We start from the raw sequence: 22603 nt of genomic DNA, 5'->3' as shown, positions 1-22603 counted from the left end.
ATTATTATTAGGTTAATATATGGATAAAAATATAATTTATAATTTTAGCGCAGGCCCGGCTATGTTGCCAAAAGAAGTATTAAAAATAGCACAATCAGAATTGTGCAATTGGAAAAATTCTGGAAAATCTATAATAGAGATTAGTCATCGAAGCAAAGAATTTATATCAGTGTTAGAACAATTAGAATTTAATTTGCGTAGCTTATTAAATGTTCCTGAATATTACAAAGTATTGTTTTGTCATGGTGGGGCAAGAGGACAATTTTCTGCTATACCTATAAACTTACTAGGAAATGATGTATATGCAGATTACATTAACAGCGGATATTGGTCATATAGTGCAGCATTAGAAAGTAAAAAATATTGTACTCCTAATATTATTAATGTACGAAAAATATTAAGTAATCATCATTGTATATTGCCTATGAGTGATTGGAAAATACATACTAATAGTGCATATCTTCACTATTGTCCTAATGAAACAATTGAAGGAATAGCTATTTATGAAGAACCTAATTTCAGTAATGAAACTATTATAGTAGGCGATTTTTCATCAACTCTTTTCTCTCGAGTTATAGATGTTAAACGATATGGTATGATTTATGCTAGTGCGCAAAAAAATATAGGTCCTTCTGGAGTAACTATAGTAATTATACGTAGTGACTTGTTAGAAAAAGCAAAAAATATATGTCCTTCTATTTTAAATTATAAAATATTATCTGAAAATAATTCAATGTTTAACACACCTTCAACATTTTCTTTATATGTGTCTAATTTAGTTTTAAAATGGATAAAAAAACTAGGAGGATTAATAGAAGTACAAAAATTTAATGAAAAAAAAGCAAATTTATTATATAAAATGATAGATAGTACTGATTTTTATATTAATAATATAATTAATTATAATCGTTCTTTTATGAATGTTATATTTAATATTACAAATTATGATCTCTATTCTTTGTTTTTAGAGAAATCTTATAATTTTGGCTTACATTGCTTAAATGGACATAGTATTATTGGGGGGTTTCGTGCTTCTATTTATAATTCTATGCCAATAGAAGGTGTAATAAAATTAATACAATTTATGAAAAATTTTGAAAAAAAATACGGATAGCTAAAATATATTTTTAAAATTATTTAAAGTGTTATCATATATCTAAATTAATAAAATAATTTTTTATAAAGAGATTAATAATGCAAGATTTTTTAACATTAAATTCGATTGCATTTGTTGATGGAGTAATACGCTTGCCAGGATCAAAGAGTATTTCTAATCGAGTATTATTATTATCAGCTATGTCACAAGGAACTACTAATTTGTATAATTTGTTATTTAGTGATGATACTAAATACATGCTAAATGCATTAAAAATTTTTGGAGTAAATTTTGTTTTATCTAAAAATAATTCTATATGTAAAATTCAAGGAATATCTAAACCATTATACATAAATAAAGAAATTTCATTATTTTTAGGCAATGCAGGCACTGCTATGAGGTTTTTAACTGCAGCATTATCTTTAAGTAATAATAATATATTACTTACAGGGGATAATAGAATGCAAGAAAGACCTATAAAACATTTAGTTCATTCTTTACAGCAAGGAGGTGCAAATATTCAATATTTTAAGAAAGAAGGATACCCCCCAATACATATTAAAGGAGGATTTTCTGGAGGAAATATAATTGTTAATGGATCTATTTCTAGTCAATTTTTAACAGCTTTACTAATTGCATCTCCTCTCGCTGCTTTAAATTCTACAATTATAATAGAAGGGAATTTAGTATCTAGACCTTATATAGATATAACACTTAAATTAATTAGTCAATTTGGAGTAAATATTGTAAATAATTCTTATACTTCCTTTTATATTCGAGGACGTCAAAGATATCGATCTCCAGGCAATTATTTAATAGAAGGAGATGCATCTTCCGCTTCATATTTTCTTGCTTCAGCTGCAATTAAAGGAGGATCAGTATGTGTTACAGGTATTGGTTTAAATAGTATTCAAGGAGATGTTGCATTTTCAAAAGTGCTTAAAAAAATGGGTGCATTCATTACTTTTGGACGAAACTTTATTTGTTGCCGAAGAGGAACATTACGCGGTATTGATTTAGATATGAATCATATTCCTGATGCTGCTATGACTATTGCTATAGTGGCATTATTTTCTATTGGAGATACTATCATTCGAAATATTTACAACTGGAGAGTAAAAGAAACTGATCGATTATCAGCAATGTCTAAAGAATTAAGAAAAGTAGGAGCTACAGTACAAGAAGGCAACGATTATATTCATATTTCTCCACCAAAAAAATTTTTTCATGCTAATATTAACACTTATAACGATCATCGAATAGCTATGTGTTTTTCTTTAGTAGCATTATCTGACAATACTAAAGTAACATTATTTAATCCAAGTTGTGTTAATAAAACGTTTCCAAATTATTTTGATGAACTAGATTCCATTAGTTTTTGATATTTTATTTCAATTTTTTAAAACATTAACATTTATAACGTATACAAATATAATCTAAATACTATAATAAATTTAACTACAAATTTATTTATAATCTGTACGTAATATAAATTTAAAAGTATTATAAATAGTATTAAAGTATAAATTTTATACTAAAATTTTATAAAAACGTGTTTTATTATTAATAAAATAAGAAAAGTGTTAATTATAAAAAAGAACTTTGAAATGTTAAATTATAATATTATATAATTAAAATTAACATAAAAATTTTGATATTAACGTTTTAAATAATAAATTTTTTAGAAGAAATTTATTTTACTAATATTAAAATTTCTTTAATACCTCTTTAAGTAAAATGATTTAAAAAATAACTTTATTTATAATATTTAACATAATACTAAAAATAAAAGCAATAAATAATATTACTTTTAAGAGATCATATGTATATATTAAAAATTTTTATTAAAACTTATAACTTTGTTATAACTTATTAAGTTTAGTAACTAACAAAATAAATATAAGAACTATAATTTTTTGTATTTATATTAACATTTCTAAAATTTAATTTAAAAATTAGAATATGACGATATTTGTTACACTTTAAAAAACAAAATTTAAATTAGTTTCAATAAATTCTACTGAATTATAAAACGAGATATTAATTTAAATAAATATTATCATTTTTAATTTTTTAAAAGCATCATTATAATAAACTCAAAATTATATGCATGTTAAAACAGTTGATTAGTATGTTTACGTATACTACTTGATTAAATTTAGAATAATTAATGAAATATTAAATGTCTAAATACAATCTATAATAAAGAATATTATAGGATTTATAAAATAAACACTATTTTACATGACGTAAGAAAATAGGTGTTTTAACAATACTGTAAGATTATTGATATGACTGAATCGTTTTCTCAATTATTTGAAGAATCTTTAAAAAAAATTGAAACTAAACCTGGATCAATTATTCATGGTATTGTTATTGACATTAATAAAGATACTGTGTTAGTTGACGCCGGGTTAAAATCTGAATCAACTATTCCAATAGAACAATTTAAAAATATTAAAGGAGATATAGAAGTAAAAATAGGAGATACAATTGACGTTGCTTTAGATGCCATTGAAGATGGATTTGGTGAAACTTTACTATCACGTGAAAAAGCTAAGCGTCATGAAGCATGGTTAATATTAGAAAAAGCTTACAAAGATTCCAAAACGGTACTTGGAACAATTAATGGAAAAGTAAAAGGAGGATTTACTGTAGAATTAAATGATATTCGAGCATTCTTACCTGGTTCTTTAGTAGATGTTCGTCCTATTCGAGACTCTAGTCATTTAGAAGGAAAAGAATTAGAATTTAAAGTTATTAAATTAGATCAAAAACGTAATAATGTAGTTGTATCTCGCCGTGCCGTTATTGAATCAGAAAACAATGTAGAACGAAATTTATTACTTTCTACGTTACAAGAAGGTATGGAATCAATAGGAATAGTTAAAAATCTTACCGATTACGGAGCATTTGTAGATTTAGGAGGAGTAGATGGATTATTACATATTACTGATATGGCATGGAAAAGAGTAAAACATCCTAGCGAAATTGTAAATATAGGTGATGAAATTAAAGTAAAAATATTAAAATTTGACCGAGACAAAACAAGAGTATCACTAGGATTAAAACAATTAGGAGATGACCCATGGACAAAAATCGCAGAAAGATATCCCGAGGGAACAAGAATAACTGGAAAAGTAACTAATTTAACCGATTATGGGTGTTTTGTAGAAATTGAAGAAGGTGTAGAAGGCTTAGTTCATGTTTCAGAAATGGATTGGACTAATAAGAACATTCATCCATCTAAAGTAGTAAATATTGATTCCATAGTAGAAGTAATGGTATTAGATATTGATGAAGAAAAAAGACGAATTTCTTTAGGATTAAAACAATGTAAAATTAATCCATGGAAAGAATTTTCGAAAAAAAATAATAAAGGAACATGTGTCCAGGGAAGAATAAAATCTGTTACTGATTTTGGAATTTTTATTGGATTACATGGTGGAATTGATGGATTAGTTCATTTGTCAGATATATCTTGGGTTTCATCAGGTGAAGAAGCAGTTAAAAAATATAAAAAAGGTGATGAAATTTCAGCTATAGTTTTACAAGTTGATTCTGAAAGAGAACGTATATCTTTAGGAATTAAACAATTAAAAGAAGATCCATTTAATCAATATATTTTAAATTATAAAAAAGGTAGTATCGTTTCAGGAACTGTTAAAAAAATAGATGACAAAATTATTACTATTGAGTTGTCTAAGTGTATTAAAGGATACATTAAAATTTCAGAACTTCCATATATATATACTACTGATAATTCATTACTTACATCATATTTTTTTCCTGAAAAAAAAATAGATGTAAAATTAAACAGCGTGGATAGAAAGAACAAAATAATATATTTATCTGCTATATTATCAGAATGTTCAGAAAAAAAAGAATATATTGAAAATCAAGACAAAAAAAAAGACGGAAAAAATTTTTCAAATGCTATGACTGAAGCTTTTAAAGCTGCTAAAAACGTAGATTAATAAAAATACTTTATAATTCTAAATACTATAAAATAGTAAATATGACAATAAAATTATTTTGCGTGAATATCAATATAGGATAGTGTATAATTAGGTATATTAATTTTAAAATGATATATATTGGAATTATAACATCAATTAATTTTAATTATAATGAAACATTATTGAAATAAAATAATTATGAAATTCAATACTAAGTTACTAACCTATAACTCTAAATTAGTAACTTAGTAAAATTTTTGAGATTTAACAATGCAAAAAAAAATTATTGTAGCTAATTGGAAACTAAATGGAAGTATAAAATTACTCCATAACTTATTAAAACCCATAACTAATTTTGTACGTGAAAAAAAAATTTTAATAAAGTTAATTATTGTACCTCCTTTTGTATATTTATACCCAGCGTATAAAATCGTCATGAATACAAAAATTATGATAGGAGCGCAAAATGTTGATCTACATTTAAATGGGGCATTTACCGGAGAAATTTCAGTTAGCATGTTAAATGATGTTAATGTAAAATATGTTATCATTGGGCATTCTGAAAGAAGATTGCATCATAAAGAAAATAATATTATAGTTGCAAAAAAGTTTAAAATAGTTAAAGATTTTCAATTGATCCCAATACTATGTATTGGAGAAACAGAAAACGATTATAATTCTGGTATGACTAAACAAATATGTCAACATCAAATAGATACTATTTTTGATTCATTAGGAGAACAAGCGTTTTTCAATACAATAATAGCTTATGAACCAATTTGGGCTATTGGATCAGGAAAAATTCCATCTCTTAATTTTATAGAGGATATATGTAATTTCATAAAAAACTACATTTTAAAAAGACAAGCTACAAATAAGAAATTATTTTATATCCAATATGGAGGATCTGTAAATCAGACAAATATTAAAGATTTATGTAAAATAGTTGAAATTGATGGGTTTTTAATAGGATCGGCTTCATTAGATTTTGATAATTTTTTTAAAATATTAAATATTTTATCTTTTGAAAAATAATATTTATCTTTTTATTTTATTTTATGTCTATAAAACTTAATTTTAATATATTTATAAAAGTAAACAGACATAATGGAGCCTAAAATTGTTCCTAATATAGGTATGACAAAGTAAATCACACTTTCCCCTCTTGTAAACGCTATCTTTTCCCATCCTGATAAATAAATGAATATGTGTGATCCAATATCATGTGCAGGATTTAATGTAAAATTAGTTAATGGAGAAATAATAATATTTATTAAAAATATTAATATACCAATTAATATTGGAGAATAAGTAGCAATTTTAAAAGAAAACAGTTTTTCATTATCATTTAAAATAATAATTATAAATATAAATATAAAAGTAACAAATATTTCTAATAAAAATATTTCTAGTACATCTAAATTTTTGTTTGGAAAAAAAGAAAAAATAGAAGCTAAATTAAGACTTTCTAAACTGCCTCTTAAAATTCTATTATGTTTTTCAAAATTTGTCAATAAGTCGTAATATAGTTTATAAGTTATAACTGAAGAAAAAAAAGATCCAAATATTTGAGATATAATATAAGGTATTACTTTTTTATGATTAAATTTAGAAAGTAAAAAAAATGATAAAGTTACGATTGGATTTAAATGCGCTTCGGACATAGATAAACTAATATATATTGCTATACAAGTGCTCAAACCTAATATAAAACTAAATCCTAATACATTGTCAAAGTTATATATTAATTTTGAATATGCTGTGTAACTTGAACTAAAAAATGCTATTAATCCTGTACCAAGTAATTCAGAAATGCATTGAAATAGTAATATAATTCTTTTTTTTACATTACTCATTTTAAAATTCCTTTGGTATAGGATTAAATAAAAATTAATTTGATTATATTGAAAATTAAAAGATATATATTATAAATTGTAATTAGCATCATTAATATAATTTTTTTGCAGTAATTAACCAGTCAAATTTAAACGGTCTTTTCATATTTTTAAGAGCATCGGTAATATCATGATTTACCATTTTTTCATTTCTAATTCCAATACATCGACCTTGGTATCCTTGTAATAATAGTTCTACAGCATATTCTCCCATTCTAGAAGCTAAAATCCGATCAAATACTACTGGTGCTCCTCCTCTTTGTATATGACCTAAAATTGTTGCTCGTGTTTCCCTTTTAGTTTCACGTTGAATATGTTTTGCTAACTTTTCAACATCACAAATATATTCAGTAATAGCTACTATTGCATGTTTTTTACCTTTTTTTATTCCAGCTTTTATTTCTTTTATCAATTCTTCTTCTATATAATTAATTTCAGGTAATACTATAAATTCACATCCCCCCGCTATAGCTGCAGCTAATGTTAAATCTCCACAGTTTCGCCCCATAACTTCTACTATAGAAATTCTTTGATGAGAAGAAGATGTGTCTCTTAATCTATCAATTGCTTCTACTACTGTTTCTAACGCTGTAAAATATCCTATTGTATAATCAGTTCCTGCTACATCATTATCTATGGTTCCAGGTATACTAATACAAGGAAATCCCATTTCTGTTAACTTTTTTGCACCTATATATGAACCATCTCCACCAATGACGACTAAAACGTCTATGTTACGTTTTTTCATATTTTGAATAGCTACTAATCGTATGTCCTTTTTTAAAAAATCAGGAAAACGAGCAGATCCGAGAAAAGTACCTCCTCTATTAATTATATCAGAAACACTATATCTGTCTAAAGTAATCATTCTATTTTCATAAAGTCCAAGATACCCATCGTATATTCCAAATATTTCTAAATTTTTACTCAATGCAGTTCTTACTACTCCTCTAATTGCTGCATTCATTCCCGGAGAATCACCTCCACTAGTTAGTACACCAATTTTTTTAATCATGTAGTTCTCTAAAATAATCACTTTATAAGTATACATATCAATACATAAAATCTGAATAATATTGAATAATAAATATTCTGTAATTAGCATATAAATGTTTACAAAAATTTTTAACTTATTATTAAAGATATAGTTTTGATATGCGCTTTATGACAATTAATTATAAAAAATTATAAGTAGTAATACTTTATAGGTTCAAAATAATTATTAAATTCATATACTATAGGAGTTCCAGTAACAATATCTAAATTCATAATATCTTCATCGCTCATATTGCTTAAATATTTCATTAAAGCACGAAGAGAATTTCCATGAGCTACAATAATAATTTTATTTTTTTCTTTTAAATTGGGGAAAATAACTGTTTTCCAAAAAGGGATAACTCTCTTAGAAGTAGATTTTAAACTTTCAGAAAATGGAATTTTATCAGGATTAACAGTGGAATATTTAGGATCTAAAGTTAAAATTTTTCTTTCTGATGAGCTTATTTTTGGAGGAGAAATATTAAACCCTCTTCTCCATTGCTGAACTTGTAGTTCTCCATACTTTTTAATTACATCATTTTTGTTTAATCCTTGTAATGCTCCATAATGACGTTCATTTAAATGCCAAGATTTTTTTACTGGAATCCAAGATTGATTTAAATGTCTTATTATAGTCCATAAAGTATGTATGGATCTTTTTAGAATAGAAGCATATGCATAATTAAAACTAAATCCTTTTAATTTTAATAATTTAGCACACTTTATTGCTTCAATAATACCTGTTTCAGATAGATCTATGTCTATCCATCCAGTAAATTTATTTAATTTATTCCACTCACTTTCACCATGTCTCATTAAAACTAATTTATGTATTGTCATAATATTATAACCTTATAAATTGTATGTTTTGGTTAATTTCTGTTTTATTTTTAAAATATTTAAGAAAAAATATTTTATTAGTTTTACATTATAAAATAGCTCTTATGTTTTTGAAATAATTTTTTATTTTTAGTAATGAATTTAAAACTTTTAATATATTTTTAAAATTTATATATATTTGCTATATAAACATAGTTGCATCTTGTTTGATCTATTAATATTTTATATTTATTTAAAATTAAATTATTTGTTACATACTAGTTCGAAAATTTCTTATTTCTCTTTTAATTATTAAAAGATAACTTTTAAAAAATAGAAAAAAGTATTATTATTTATATAAATATATTGAACATTTAAATTCAATATATTTATATAAATAAACATAGTATAACTAAAAAATAAAATTTATTTTATATACGAAATCTATAATACATTAATTAAATTTGGAACAATTTTAATTTAATAAATAAAGAGCATATTATTTTTTCTACTACTGTTTTACTGTTAATATAATAACTATTATTTACAATTAATGTTAATATTGAATGTTATATCATAATACTTTTAAAAATATTTATTTTATTATACTAATATTAAATATTTAGATGTAAAATATAAAATTACAAAATAATGACATTTTAAAAAGTTAAATTATAGGAATTATGAATGAAATTAAATAAAATATTAAAAATTATTACCATTATTTTTCCAATGATAGCAATGTATTCATGTAGCTTTCAAAAAGATACATTGGAAAAAGTTATTTCTGATCAAAATAGTTCAAGTATAGATATTCCAGTTAATGTAGATACTCCTAAACAAATAGACGAATTAAAAAAAGATAATACTATTTATTTTAATTTTAATAAGTCTATTATTAACGCAAAATTTTCTAAAATATTAAATAAAATTGCTAAATTTTTATATAATAATCCTAATATTAATATTATTATTGAGGGACATACAGATAAAAGAGGATCAGAAAAATATAACATTGAACTAGGTAAACGCCGTGCTGAATCGGTAAAGTTGTACTTGGAAAGTAAAGGAATACCATCTAAACAAATTTCTATAATATCTTATGGTTCAGACAAGCCAGCTGAAATTGGTGATAAAGAAGATATTTATTCAAAAAATCGACGAGCAATTGTAGTATATTAGTTATAATGTAGTATAATATTGGTGCTAAGATTTATCATAGCACCAAAAGATTTTTATACTTAATAAAATATTATATAAGTTATATACCTAATATAATTCGATTGAAATCTTCTAATAATTCTTTTATTTTCATTAAAAACCCTACTGATTCTTTTCCATCTATTAAACGATGATCATATGTTAGTGCTAAATACATCATAGGAAGTATTTTAATATTATTATCTACGACCATAGGTCTTTCTTTAATGGAATGCATTCCTAAGATGGCTGATTGAGGAGGGTTTATTAACGGAGTAGAAAATAAAGATCCAAAAATTCCACCATTAGTAATGGTAAAATTTCCTCCTTTTAAATGGTCAATAGTTAGTTTAGAATTTCTTGCTTTCATAGAAAGCATTTGAATTTCTTGCTCAATTTCTGACATGCTCATTAAATCTACATTCCTTAATACAGGTGCAACTAATCCCCGAGGAGTAGAAATAGCAATATTAATATCAAAATATTTATAGTAAATAATATCGTCTTGATCGATTGAAGCATTAATTTCAGGAAAGTTTTTAAGTGCTTCTATTACTGCTTTTACATAAAAAGACATTAAACCTAATTTAATATTATATTTTTTTGTAAATAAATCTCCATATTTTTTTCTTAAATTTAAAATAGATTCCATATTTACTTCATTAAAAGTAGTCAATGAAGCCGAATTATTTTTCGTTTCTAATAATCTTTCAGAAATTTTTTTTCTTAATTCAGACATTTTTACACGATTAATATTTCTACTACAATTTTTTATATTTGACTTTTTTTGATATTCATTATTACACGTGTTATTCATATCAGTTTTTATAGTACTTTTATTAACATGTTTCATTATATCTTCACGTGTAATACGATCTTTTATGCCGGTACCTTTAATATAAATATCTTTTAAATTATATATAGATATTAATCGTCTTACCATAGGACTTAGATGTTTTTTAGATAAAGTTAATTCTTTATTGTCCTTAATGTTCTCAGCTTTTTTTAAATTGTTGATTGATAAATTATTTTTAATATTTGATTTTACTATTGTTCCTATAATTTGTCCTGAAAATACTTTTTGTCCTTGATTCGCAATAATGTTACCTAATGTTCCGTTACACAAAGATGGTATTTCTAAAACTATTTTATCAGTTTCAATATCTACTAAGATATCGTCTTCTTTTAAAACATCACCAGGTTTTTTATGCCAAGTTATAATTGTAGCTTCAGTAACTGATTCAGGAAGACTAGGAACAAGAATATTTTCTATATTCATTATTATCTCTTATGTTAACTTATATTTAAAGCATCATAAACTAATCGTTTTTGTTGTTTTTTATGAATATCAATGTAACCAGTAGCTGTAGATGAAGACTTAGAACGACCTATATAACTTAATGAAGATTTTTTAGATAAAATTTTTTTTAAATAATATTGACTATAAGTCCATGCACCTTGATTGAGAGGTTCTTCTTGACACCATACAAAATCGCGAACATGAGAGTATGATTTTAATATTTTTAATAACATCTTACTAGGAAACGGGTATAATTGTTCTATTCTAAAAATAGCTATGTTATTTTTTTTATTTATCCGTCTTTGATATAATAAATCGTAATATATTTTTCCAGAACATAAAATAATTCTTGTTATTATGTTAGTATTTATATTATCAATTTCGTGGATAATTTCTTGAAAAATATTTTTTGAAAATTCTTGTAAAGGTGAAGATGATAACGGATAACGCAAAAGAGATTTCGGCGTTATAACAATTAAAGGTTTTTTCGCAATATTTAGTGATTGTCTTCGTAATACATGATACATTTGAGCAGCAGTTGTAGGTATACAAATTTGTATATTATTTTCAGCAGATAATTGGAGATATCTTTCTAATCGAGAAGAAGAATGTTCTGGTCCTTGGCCCTCATATCCATGAGGCAATAACATTACTAAATTGCACGAAACTCCCCATTTTTGTTCACTAGAACAAATGAATTGATCAATAACAATTTGTGCCCCATTTGCAAAATCTCCAAACTGGGCTTCCCAAATAGTTAATGTATTATTATTACTAATAGAATATCCATATTCAAAAGCTAATGCTGCTTCTTCTGATAATACTGAATCCCAAATATAAAATTTCCCTTGTTTAGAATTTATATTTTGTAAAGGAATATATGACGCCCCATTTTTTTGATCATAGATAATAGCATGCCTATGAGAAAAAGTTCCTCTACTCACATCTTCCCCTGATAATCGACAAGAAATACCTTGATTTAATAATGAAGCATATGCCAATGTTTCTGCAGCCCCCCAATCTAGAAATTTCTTTCCATTTGCCATATCTAATCTATCTTGGTATATTTTTAAAACTCTATGATGAACAACAATATTTGATGGAATAATACTAATTTTTTTTGCTAGTTCTTTTAATTTATTTTCAGAAATATTTTCGATAACTTGATTACAAATTATAGAAGAATGTTTTTTATGAAAGAAATTTTTTTTTGCTAATTGTACATCAACTTTGTGTTCTAAATATTGCATATCTAGTATTTTTTTATATTTTTTAATATTAATATTTAAATAATCGTGATGAATTACATTTTTTTTTATTAATTCTATATTATAAATATTACAAATGGTAAGATGATTTTTAATTTTTGAATACATTATTGGTTGAGTTACAAATGGATCATCTATTTCGTTGTGTCCATGTCTTCTATAGCAAACAAAGTCTATAAATATATCTTTTTTAAAATGATATTTAAAATTTAAAGCTAACCTTACTATAAACAATACTGCTTCTGGATTATCTGCGTTAACATGAAATATAGGTGATTCAATCATTTTAGCAATATCAGTACAATACATACTACTTCTTAAATCTTTTAAATTAGAAGTAGTAAATCCAATTTGATTATTTAATACTATATGTACAGTTCCGTTTACTTTGTATCCTCTAACCTGAGACATGTTTAACGTTTCTTGAACTACTCCCTGTCCAGAAATAGCTGCATCTCCATGAAGTATTAAAGATAAAACGTTGTTTTTACTATCTTTTTTTATATTATCTTGATAAGCTCTAGTAGCTCCTACTACTACGGGATTAATAATTTCTAGATGTGAAGGATTAAATTTCAAATCTAAATCAACAACTCCAAATTGAGTTGATTTGCTTTTATTAAAACCCATGTGATATTTTACGTCTCCATTTCTCAAATTTCTTGTTTTACTTATTTCAGAAAATTCGTTAAATACATCTTTCATTGGTTTTTCTAAAACGTTAATTAGTACATTTAATCGACCTCTATGAGACATTCCTAATATTATTTTGTTAATGTTAAACTTAGTAACGTAATTGATAATTTCATGCAACATAGGTATTAATGATTCAGCTCCTTCTAAAGAAAAACGTTTTGAACCAGGAAATTTAGAAGCAAAATATTTTTCTAACGTTTCGGCTGCAATTAAATTTTTTAAGATACCTTTCTTTTCTTCTTTATTAAATATATGCTTTCTATAGTTACGTTCGATATAATTTTGAATCCATTTTTTTTCACGTTCACAATTGATATGCATATATTCATATCCTATATTTTTACAATATATTTTATGAAAAGTATAATACAAATCTTTTAAAGTCATTGCATCAAAAGAATTATTTAAGAACTGTGAAAAAAATTGTATATCAATATTTTTGATATCTATTCCATTTAAAAATGATTCTAATGTTGGAAAAGATTCATTTTTTTTTAGGTTTAGTGGGTCTAAATTAGAAAATCTATGTCCATTTCTACGAAAAAAGTCAATTATAGTACCTGCTATATTTTTTATATTTTCCTTATTTTTAGAAATTATAAAATTCTTTTTTTTTGGTTTATTATTTAAATTTGTTTCATTAAAATATTTTTTGAAAAAATCACTCCAAGATTTATCTATAGAATGGGAATCTTTTAAAAATTGCTTATACATATTATCTAAGTAATATATATCAGTATTTATTAATAGCGACAAATTTAATTTATTTTTAAATTCATCTTTTTTCATAATTTTCCTTAATAGATAAATAATTATAAAGAAATATTTAATATATAACTTTATGTTTTAGATAGAAAAAAAGATATTTCATAAAAATAATAAAAAATCAATTTTAATTAACTTAAACTTTTATTTAAAATAATTTTAAAATTATTAAAATATTGTAATTTTACATCATTATTTTAATTCTAATTAAACTTTTTAAATATGCTTATTTTAAATTTTTTAAAATTTAAATAATTTTATAAAATCATATTAAAATATGCAAAAATTACATTCAATCAAAATATACGCAAAATTAAATAGGATTATAAACATCAATAAAAGTGATATCTAAATTGCTTGTGTTTTTTAACCAATTAGTTAATGCTATTATTCCTCCACGTTCACTAGCATGATGTCCAATTGAAAAAAAATGAAAATTCTTTTCTTTAGCGACATGAATAGTATCTTCTGATACTTCACCTGTTAAAAATGCATCTACTCCAAATTGAGAAACAGAATTTATAAAACTTTGTCCTTTTCCACTACACCAAGCAACTTTTTTAATTATTTCAGGTGCGTTATGTTTATAATGAAAAGGAATTCTATTAAATTTTTTTGATATAATTTTAATTAGTTTTTTATAAGCAATGTCTTGTTTAAAGATCCCCCAAGGTACCAATGGTAATATATATCCTTTTAAGCAGATATTTAGAGCTTCTTTTATTTGAGCGTTATTTCCTAATTTATAGTGATAATCAAGAGGTAAATGCCAACAATATAAATTAATATTATTTTCAAGTATAGTTTTTACTCTACTTTTAAGTATTCCTTTTATAACTCTTTCACTTTTATTCCAAAAATATCCATGATGTACTATTATAGCTTGTGCTTTTTTTTTGACAGCAATGTCTAATAATTCTTGACATGCTGTAACTCCAGTTATAATTTTTTTTATTTCTTGAATTCCTTCTATTTGCAATCCATTCGGAATACAATCGTCAAATTTTGCAGAGTTTAATTTTTTATTTATAATTTTTTCTAATATAGTATTTTTCATGAGTTAATATATATGATTATGATTTGTATCTTGCATGTTTAAAAACTTTTAATGATTTTTGTCTTGAATCGATTAGATTTATTATTGGTTTAGGATAATTAATTGTTTTCCTTATTTCTTCATTCCATGAATTAGGATCATGAATATTTATTGAAGGAATTTTTTTTAGTTCAGGAAGATATTTTTTAATAAATACTCCTTTTATATCAAACTTTTTAGATTGCAGTATAGGATTAAATATGCGAAAGTATGGATTACTATCACTACCAATAGAAGCAATCCATTGCCAATTACCATTATTTAATGCTAAGTCACCATCAATAAGTTGTGACATAAAATATTGTTCTCCATTTCTCCAATTAACTAATAAATTTTTGACTAAAAAACTAGAAGTGATCATTCTTAAACGGTTGTGCATCCATCCAAGTTTATTTAGTTGTTTCATTCCAGCATCTATAATAGGAAATCCTGTTTCTCCTTTTTTCCATAAAGTAAAATGTTCAATATTATTTTCCCATTTTATATTGTTTTCCCAATTACATAATACTTTTTTCTTACCTAGTATTGGATAAAAGTATAGAAAATGTTTAAAGAACTCACGCCAAATGAGCTCATTTATCCAAGCACATTTTTCAAAAGAATATTCATGTATATTAGAAGAATATTTAAATAAATAAGACAAACATTGTATAGGTGACAATACCCCGATAGACAAATGGGGGGAAAGCATACTAGTGCCATTTAACATAAAATAATTACGATTAATATCGTATTTATTTAATTTATGTTTAATAAATAATTTTAATTTCTTTAATACTTTAATTTCTCCTACTGGAAATAATTGTTCATTAAAATGTTCCATAGGAAAGTTAAATAGTGGGATATAAAAATTATGTTTTTTTATAAAATTTTTTCTTTTTTGAAGTTTAAAAGTATTCTTTGAATAATTTTTTAATAATGTTAAAATACATTTTTTTTTAAAATGACTATACTTTTTATACATTTTTCCTTGTTTATTTACAATTTCTCCAGGTATTGCTAATGTAGAACTATGAAACCCACTTGAAAAGATAAAATAATTTTTAAGTTTTTTAGCGACTAGAAAATCTCTTTTTTGTTCAAGAAATTCATATTCATAATTATAATATAAATGATTTACTTTATTTTTTTTACAAAATTTAACAAGATAATTGACAGATTTTAAGAAAGTAGTAGACTCATGGTAGTATAAAACGATATTTAATTTCATTAGTTCTTTCTTTAAAAAAAGAACATTTTTATATATTAAAAACGCTTTTTTAGAAGATATTCCATTTATTTTCCACTGTTCAGGCACAGAAACAAATAAGGCTAATACAATTGATTTATTATCTTTGCAAGCAGAATAAAGTGCTAAATTATTACGTGTGCGCAAGTCATTTCGAAACCAGATAAGATTAGTCATTATCATATTATTTAGTCTTATAGCAATATTTACAAGATTTTAATATCAATTATAAAGTTTTATATTATTGATATACATAATTGTAGGAAAATTATATTTATAGGAAAATGTTGTTTGATATCTTATTAAAATAATTGTATCACATGTAGTTTTACGTATGTATTATTTAAAGTCTTAGATAATTATTTTATTAATAATCTAAAGTCGATAACCAGTTATCTGTATTTATATTAATAAAATTAATCTAAATCACTTAGTGGTTATTTTATTTCATATTATATATAAATTAATACAAGTTATGAAATTTTTAAAATATATTAATTATTTTTTATTAAATATATTTAACTGATGAAATTCTAAATATCTACTAGAATAACATTTACAATATTTGATTTTAGTTAAATAGGATTACATATGATAAAAAATATAGGAATTTTTTTTGGAAGTGATACGGGAAATACAGAAAAAACAGCTAAATATATTCGAAAATGTATAGGAAAAGATGCATCCGATATTTATGATATTGCTAATTCAAAAAAACAAGATATAGAAAAATATAATACTGTCATATTAGGAGTATCTACATGGTATTACGGAGAACCTCAATGCGATTGGGATGATTTTATACCAACTTTAAAAAAAATAAATTTTTATAATAAAACTATTGCTTTATTTGGATGTGGGGATCAAGAAGATTATTCTGAATATTTTTGTGATGGGATTGGAATTTTATTTAATATTGTGAAAAAATCATGTAATAATTTTGTTGGAAGATGGGCTACTGACGATTATTTTTTTGAAAATTCTAAAGCATTATATGACAAAAAACATTTTTTTGGATTAGTAATAGACGAAGATCGACAACCAGAAAAAAGTAAAAAAAGAATAAAAATGTGGACTGAACAACTAAAAAAAGAACTAAAAATTGTATAAATTTATATTAAATTTTTTATATAAAATTAAATTCTATTTACATAAATATAATTAGTAAATATTTTTAAATATACTAACCATATTATAAATTTCATATGACATTAAACATATAATGTCAGTATGAAATTTATAAAAGCTATAATTTGCTAAAACAATTAATTACATTATTTAGAATAAACTAGTTCTACTAAATCTAATACTTTACTAGAATATCCGGTTTCATTATCATACCAAGCTATTAATTTCATAAAATTGTTATTTAAGGATAGTCCAGCTGTAGCATCAAAAATAGAAGTTAATTCAACTCCGTTAAAATCAGTTGATACAACTTTGTCTTCAGTATAACCAATAATATTTTTCATATTTCCCTGAGAGGCACTTTTAATTTTCTGACATACTTCTAAATAAGTAGCTGATTTTTTTTGACGAATAGTTAAATCTACTACAGAAACATTAGCTGTAGGAATACGAAAAGCGATTCCTGTTAATTTATTGTTTAATTCAGGTAAAACTTTACCTACAGCTTGAGCTGCCCCTGTTGTCGAAGGAATAATATTTTGTAAAGCACTCCTTCCTCCTCTCCAATCTTTACAAGATACCCCATCAACAGTTTTTTGAGTAGCCGTAGTAGCATGAACAGTAGTCATTAATCCTTCTATAATTCCAAATTCATCATTAATAACTTTTGCTATAGGAGCTAAACAGTTAGTAGTACAAGACGCATTTGAAACTATTTTTTGTCCTGAATATGTATGAAAATTAGCACCTCGAACAAACATTGGTGTATCATCTTTTGAAGGTCCAGTTATTACTACTTTTTTTGCTCCAGATTTTATATGTTTATAAGCATCGTAAGTAGTTAGAAAAACTCCTGTAGATTCTATTACTACATCAACTTTTAAATCTCCCCATAACAAGTTTTCCGGGTTTTTTTCATTAGTTATATAAATATCTTTATCATTTACAATAAGATGTTTATTCTTAATTTGTATAGTCCCTGGAAATTGTCCATGCGTAGAATCGTATTTCAACATATATGCCATATATTTCGTATCAACGAAATCATTTATAGCTAATATCTTAATATTAGATCGCAATTGAGCCAATCTGAATATCATTCTTCCTATTCGGCCAAATCCATTAATACCTACTTTAATAGTCATTTTTTTACCAGTTATTATTTTAAAACCTTAAAATAAATAAAATTATTTTAAATATAGTTCTATTAAATTATTTTATATCGATAATATCATTATAAATTAGATCGTATACTTTATTAATAACAAATATTATACTTATTAAGCAATAATTAATATTATTTTATACACAAAATGATTTTATCTTATTTAAAAAATATTGTGTATTAAAAAATATTTTTTTAATTTCACGTTCAAAAATATTATTTCGAAAACGTTGATGAATTTTTCGTTTATGTTTTTTGTAACGCGTATTTTTAAGTCTTCGATTAGTTGACTGCATTACTTACCTTAATAAATTTTTTAAATTTTTAGAATAATGCTAAATAATATTTAAAACATTTAAATATATTTTAAAATTAACATGTTTAGTTAACATTTTTTTAAAATTTCTGCAGGATTAATTTTACTAGCATAATAAGCAGGATAATAACTAGATATTAATCCTATTATAATAAGTATAAAAAATATTGAAACAATATCTAAAAAATAAATAGAAATAGGAACAAAATCGATAAAATAAATAGTATGAGATAATAATTTCTTATCTAAATATTTCTCTATATAGTATAGAATATGTTTAAAATTTAATAATAAAATTATACTTGATAATAAAGATAACAAGCTAATTTTTAATATGGATTTAATACCATGAATCAAAAGTATGATTTTTACTGAAAAATTATTCATTCCTAAAGTTTTTAATATTGCAATACTATTAATTTTTTTTGATACTTCTAGAAAAGTAATTGATGCTATGTTAAAACATGAAATTATAATAATTAATGTCATAGTCAAGTAAACTATAGTTTTTATTAATTTAATATCATTATATATATCGCTATATTCAATTATCCAATTCTTTATAACAAAATTATTTGGCAAGTTTGATTGAATATTTTTAAAAATTGAAGTTCCATTAAATGGATGTTTTATAGTTATTTCTAGTCCAGAAATGTTAGAACTCATATTAAGATATCTTTGTAAATCTGAAATAGGAACTAAACCTAATGTACTATCTATACTACTATTTATTTCAAAAAAATCTAACACTTTCAAAGAAACATATTTAGGATATAATATTGAAGAATTGTGATGATTAGACAAAATAATATTTATTAAGTCTCCTTTGTGAATAGATAAGAATTTTGCTATATTTTTCCCAATAATTATTTGATTCTTGTTATTTTTTATTTTTTTTAACGTCGCTTTATTTATAAATTTATTTAATTTATTTAATTCGTTGTTACCATTAAAATCTAATCCTCTTAGTTGAATTCCCTTTATTCCATTTATATGATTAATTAATGCTGTAGTATTTACATATGGAGTTATAGATATGACATCAGGTAATAATTCTAATAAGTTTTTAATTTTTATCCAATTATGAAATGGTTGATTAATAGATAAAACTTCACCGTGTGGAAGTACTGATAAAACTCTATTATTTAATTCAAATTGAAATCCATTTAATATACTGAAACTAATTACTAATACAAATACTCCTAAAAATATTCCAACTTTAGAAATAAAGGAAACTAAGGGGGCTATACTATTACTTTTAAGTTGAATATTAAATTTTCTAGATATTAATAAAGATAAATAAATCACTGTATAATTTCCTAATTAAGGATTTATTTTATATAATTTTCCAGATTTTAACTCCATTTTTAATGGTATATTCTTAAAAAATGTAATATCATGGGTTACTATTAAAAAAGTTGTTTGATATTTACGATTGAATTTTAACAATAATTCTAAAATACGATCAGAGTTTTTTTTATCTAAATGCCCAGTAGGTTCATCAGCTATAATTAAACTAGGTTTTGTAACTAGTGCTCTAGCAATAGCTACTCTCTGACGTTCCCCTCCTGATAATTCTGATGGAAAACTTTTAACTTTTTTTTCTATACCTACATCACTTAAAATATCGTATGCTTGTTCAAATGCTTCTAGTTTACTTTTTCTTTGAATTAATAAAGGTAAAGCTACATTTTCAATAATGTTAAAGTCTAATAGCAAATGATGAAGTTGATATATAAAACCTAAATGACAACTTCTTAATATAGACTGTTGATTATTTGAAATACTATGCATTTTTTTTCCTAAAAAAAAACTTCTCCTTCGTCAGGAGAGTCTAAACCACCTATTATATGTAAAAGAGTACTTTTTCCTGATCCAGAAGATCCAGTGATAGAAATCATATCGCCTTTTTTCAATATTAAGGAAACGTTATGTAAAATATAACTTTTTTTTATCCCAATAAAATAAGATTTACATATAGAATTACATTTTAATAAATAATCATTACTCATAAGCTAACCTTTTTGATGGAAATGCCATCGTTGCTTTCCAAGAGAGATATATAATTGATAATAAAATACATGTTATAGATAAGCAGTTAATTATTATAATTTGAATAGGAATAATAGAATAAGGTAACGAAAAATCTAGAGAAAATAAATTCATGATTGACATAATTCCAGTTATTTTATTTAAAACAAAAAAACTTAATAATGTTCCTAATAATATTCCTGTTACTCCACTGAATAGGCCTTGAAAAACAAATATTAACATAATATTATATCTAGACAAACCTAATGTTTGAAATATAGCAATATCTCTTTCTTTATCCATGATCAATAAACTAATAGATACAATAATACTAAAAATAGATATTATAATTACTAAACTAAATAATGATATCATCATATATTTTTCTATTTTTGCAGCACGTAATAGTTCACCTAAATTTTTCTTCCAAATTTTTATATCCTTGTTTGGTAAATGAAAATTTTTCATATAATTTTCAGCATCTAATGGATCTTTCAACCATACCCGCAATCCTGTAATATGATTTTTAGGATAATGTAAAAATTGAGATAAATCTTTTTGATTAACTAAAATTTGATAGTTATCAATTTCATTATTAGTAATAAAAATATCAATTAAAGTAAATGTACGTTGATTAGGAACGCTACCAAACAATGAAAATTGCTTCAAATTTGGAGTAATTAATTTAAATGTATCGCCAATATTAATATTTAATTTATTTGCTAAACCTTTTCCTATTATTGCAAAATAATGATTTGTTTTTAAAAAATCTAAACTTTTACTATGTTTAATATAAGGTTTAAATATATTAGATCTATCATTATCTATAGATATTACTGAACCTATAGAAATGTCAGAATGACTTTGAATTATTACATCACTAAAAATTATTTCAGAAACATATTTTACATTTTTTGAAAAAATATCATTTTTATTAATACTCAATCTATTCATACTATTTTTAGTATTACTAATAATAACGTGAGGAATAAAATTAAAGACACTGTTTTTCAACTCATCTTCAAATCCATTCATAATAGAAATAACAGTAATCATAGAAAATGTTCCAAATAACATACTAATAATAGATGATATATTTGTTAATTTATTAAAAAAATTATTAGAATTACCAAAAAGGTAACGAAGTCCTAAAAAAAAAGAAATAAATAAGTTTATATTAATATATCTTGTAGTAAAATTTGTTTTTTGTTTGTACATTTCCAAAGATAGCTTTATATAATAATGAAAACTTTATAATAGTTTTTAATAAAAATTAAAATTTAATTTTTTAAAACGTTCAAATAGTAATATATGCTGTATTCTATTACAATATTTTATGTAAAGTATGTTTAGTAAAACGTTCTGAATTAATAATGTATCAATTTTTTATAAAAAATGAGATGTCATGAATACATAATAAGCAATTATAACTATTATATCTACTTTAAAATAATATTTATAAAAATATATTTTAAAATTATTTAAAGTAATATATTTTAATTAATTATTTAATAATTAAATTAACAATATAAGAAACTAACATTTTTAAAATGTATAAAAAATTAAATGATATTTAAAACATATTGCACTAAAATAAATAAAT

The 22603-nt window shown here is 23.5% G+C and carries 17 protein-coding genes and 1 pseudogene; 6 read left to right on the top strand and 12 right to left on the bottom strand.

Annotated features, from left to right (window positions below):
• The first annotated feature begins 19 nt into the window (after positions 1-19).
• The 4 genes from serC to tpiA all read left to right on the top strand — a co-directional run bounded on the left by serC (position 20) and on the right by tpiA (position 6090).
• Positions 20-1114, top strand: coding sequence for a 3-phosphoserine/phosphohydroxythreonine transaminase (gene serC, locus UAT33_01470; protein ID XBC43618.1), 1095 nt, complete (start codon positions 20-22; stop codon positions 1112-1114).
• Between the two features lie 80 nt (positions 1115-1194).
• The gene (gene aroA, locus UAT33_01465; protein ID XBC43617.1) at positions 1195-2478 is read left to right on the top strand and encodes a 3-phosphoshikimate 1-carboxyvinyltransferase; all 1284 of its coding nucleotides are present in this window, start codon (positions 1195-1197) and stop codon (positions 2476-2478) included.
• A gap of 909 nt (positions 2479-3387) precedes the next feature.
• Positions 3388-5073, top strand: a complete 1686-nt coding sequence (gene rpsA / locus UAT33_01460; protein XBC43616.1) for a 30S ribosomal protein S1 — start codon at positions 3388-3390, stop codon at positions 5071-5073.
• Between the two features lie 252 nt (positions 5074-5325).
• Positions 5326-6090, top strand: coding sequence for a triose-phosphate isomerase (gene tpiA / locus UAT33_01455; GenBank protein ID XBC43615.1), 765 nt, complete (start codon positions 5326-5328; stop codon positions 6088-6090).
• A gap of 11 nt (positions 6091-6101) precedes the next feature.
• Here tpiA and UAT33_01450 read toward each other — a convergent pair whose 3' ends face one another.
• The 3 genes from UAT33_01450 to gpmA all read right to left on the bottom strand — a co-directional run bounded on the left by UAT33_01450 (position 6102) and on the right by gpmA (position 8828).
• On the bottom strand, positions 6102-6911 hold the full coding sequence (locus tag UAT33_01450; GenBank protein ID XBC43614.1) for an aquaporin: 810 nt from the start codon (positions 6909-6911) through the stop codon (positions 6102-6104).
• Positions 6912-7002: 91 nt separating this feature from the next.
• Positions 7003-7965, bottom strand: a complete 963-nt coding sequence (gene pfkA / locus UAT33_01445) for a 6-phosphofructokinase (GenBank protein ID XBC43613.1) — start codon at positions 7963-7965, stop codon at positions 7003-7005.
• A 170-nt stretch (positions 7966-8135) separates the two neighbouring features.
• Positions 8136-8828 (bottom strand): 2,3-diphosphoglycerate-dependent phosphoglycerate mutase, encoded by a 693-nt coding sequence (gpmA, locus tag UAT33_01440; protein XBC43612.1) that lies wholly within the window; start codon positions 8826-8828, stop codon positions 8136-8138.
• Between the two features lie 666 nt (positions 8829-9494).
• Between gpmA and UAT33_01435 the strand changes: the two genes are divergently transcribed.
• On the top strand, positions 9495-9989 hold the full coding sequence (locus UAT33_01435) for an OmpA family protein (GenBank protein XBC43611.1): 495 nt from the start codon (positions 9495-9497) through the stop codon (positions 9987-9989).
• Between the two features lie 79 nt (positions 9990-10068).
• On the opposite strand, the gene sucB is transcribed toward UAT33_01435, so the two are convergent.
• The 4 genes from sucB to phrB form a co-directional block, all read right to left on the bottom strand.
• Positions 10069-11286, bottom strand: a complete 1218-nt coding sequence (sucB, locus tag UAT33_01430; protein ID XBC43610.1) for a dihydrolipoyllysine-residue succinyltransferase — start codon at positions 11284-11286, stop codon at positions 10069-10071.
• A 14-nt stretch (positions 11287-11300) separates the two neighbouring features.
• Positions 11301-14060 carry a 2-oxoglutarate dehydrogenase E1 component gene (locus UAT33_01425; protein XBC43609.1) on the bottom strand — a complete coding sequence of 920 codons (2760 nt, stop codon included), beginning with the start codon at positions 14058-14060 and terminating at the stop codon, positions 11301-11303.
• A 289-nt stretch (positions 14061-14349) separates the two neighbouring features.
• Positions 14350-15093: a Nif3-like dinuclear metal center hexameric protein gene (locus tag UAT33_01420; GenBank protein ID XBC43608.1), complete on the bottom strand. Its 744-nt coding sequence runs from the start codon at positions 15091-15093 to the stop codon at positions 14350-14352.
• Between the two features lie 16 nt (positions 15094-15109).
• Positions 15110-16540, bottom strand: a complete 1431-nt coding sequence (gene phrB, locus UAT33_01415; protein XBC44107.1) for a deoxyribodipyrimidine photo-lyase — start codon at positions 16538-16540, stop codon at positions 15110-15112.
• A 414-nt stretch (positions 16541-16954) separates the two neighbouring features.
• On the opposite strand from phrB, the gene fldA reads away from it, so the two are divergent.
• Positions 16955-17470: a flavodoxin FldA gene (fldA, locus tag UAT33_01410; protein XBC44106.1), complete on the top strand. Its 516-nt coding sequence runs from the start codon at positions 16955-16957 to the stop codon at positions 17468-17470.
• Positions 17471-17634: 164 nt separating this feature from the next.
• Here the strand turns inward: fldA and gap are convergent, their stop codons facing one another.
• The 5 genes and pseudogenes from gap to UAT33_01385 form a co-directional block, all read right to left on the bottom strand.
• Positions 17635-18633, bottom strand: coding sequence for a type I glyceraldehyde-3-phosphate dehydrogenase (gene gap / locus UAT33_01405; GenBank protein XBC43607.1), 999 nt, complete (start codon positions 18631-18633; stop codon positions 17635-17637).
• A gap of 157 nt (positions 18634-18790) precedes the next feature.
• The gene (locus tag UAT33_01400; protein ID XBC43606.1) at positions 18791-18949 is read right to left on the bottom strand and encodes a hypothetical protein; all 159 of its coding nucleotides are present in this window, start codon (positions 18947-18949) and stop codon (positions 18791-18793) included.
• 89 nt (positions 18950-19038) lie between these two features.
• Positions 19039-20277, bottom strand: a complete 1239-nt coding sequence (locus UAT33_01395) for an FtsX-like permease family protein (protein ID XBC43605.1) — start codon at positions 20275-20277, stop codon at positions 19039-19041.
• 15 nt (positions 20278-20292) lie between these two features.
• Positions 20293-20981, bottom strand: a pseudogene (locus UAT33_01390) (ATP-binding cassette domain-containing protein).
• A complete protein-coding gene (locus tag UAT33_01385) occupies positions 20974-22218 on the bottom strand; it encodes an FtsX-like permease family protein (protein ID XBC43604.1) in 1245 nt (414 codons plus the stop codon). The pseudogene UAT33_01390 and the gene UAT33_01385 overlap by 8 nt, the downstream one beginning before the upstream one ends.
• Between the last annotated feature and the right edge of the window lie 385 nt (positions 22219-22603).

Source organism: Buchnera aphidicola (Floraphis choui), from assembly GCA_039830045.1.
GTDB lineage: Bacteria > Pseudomonadota > Gammaproteobacteria > Enterobacterales > Enterobacteriaceae > Buchnera_B > Buchnera_B aphidicola_AX.
Note: the sequence above shows the minus strand (reverse complement) of the source record. Positions and strands in the feature narration are given on the sequence as shown.

Excerpts from the sequence above, each read along its gene's own strand:
- serC (XBC43618.1), top strand. The coding sequence starts at position 20 with ATGGATAAAAATATAATTTATAATTTTAGCGCAGGCCCGGCTATGTTG.
- aroA (XBC43617.1), top strand. The coding sequence starts at position 1,195 with ATGCAAGATTTTTTAACATTAAATTCGATTGCATTTGTTGATGGAGTA.
- rpsA (XBC43616.1), top strand. The coding sequence starts at position 3,388 with ATGACTGAATCGTTTTCTCAATTATTTGAAGAATCTTTAAAAAAAATT.
- tpiA (XBC43615.1), top strand. The coding sequence starts at position 5,326 with ATGCAAAAAAAAATTATTGTAGCTAATTGGAAACTAAATGGAAGTATA.
- UAT33_01450 (XBC43614.1), bottom strand. The coding sequence starts at position 6,911 with ATGAGTAATGTAAAAAAAAGAATTATATTACTATTTCAATGCATTTCT.
- pfkA (XBC43613.1), bottom strand. The coding sequence starts at position 7,965 with ATGATTAAAAAAATTGGTGTACTAACTAGTGGAGGTGATTCTCCGGGA.
- gpmA (XBC43612.1), bottom strand. The coding sequence starts at position 8,828 with ATGACAATACATAAATTAGTTTTAATGAGACATGGTGAAAGTGAGTGG.
- UAT33_01435 (XBC43611.1), top strand. The coding sequence starts at position 9,495 with ATGAAATTAAATAAAATATTAAAAATTATTACCATTATTTTTCCAATG.
- sucB (XBC43610.1), bottom strand. The coding sequence starts at position 11,286 with ATGAATATAGAAAATATTCTTGTTCCTAGTCTTCCTGAATCAGTTACT.
- UAT33_01425 (XBC43609.1), bottom strand. The coding sequence starts at position 14,060 with ATGAAAAAAGATGAATTTAAAAATAAATTAAATTTGTCGCTATTAATA.
- UAT33_01420 (XBC43608.1), bottom strand. The coding sequence starts at position 15,093 with ATGAAAAATACTATATTAGAAAAAATTATAAATAAAAAATTAAACTCT.
- gap (XBC43607.1), bottom strand. The coding sequence starts at position 18,633 with ATGACTATTAAAGTAGGTATTAATGGATTTGGCCGAATAGGAAGAATG.
- UAT33_01400 (XBC43606.1), bottom strand. The coding sequence starts at position 18,949 with ATGCAGTCAACTAATCGAAGACTTAAAAATACGCGTTACAAAAAACAT.
- UAT33_01385 (XBC43604.1), bottom strand. The coding sequence starts at position 22,218 with ATGTACAAACAAAAAACAAATTTTACTACAAGATATATTAATATAAAC.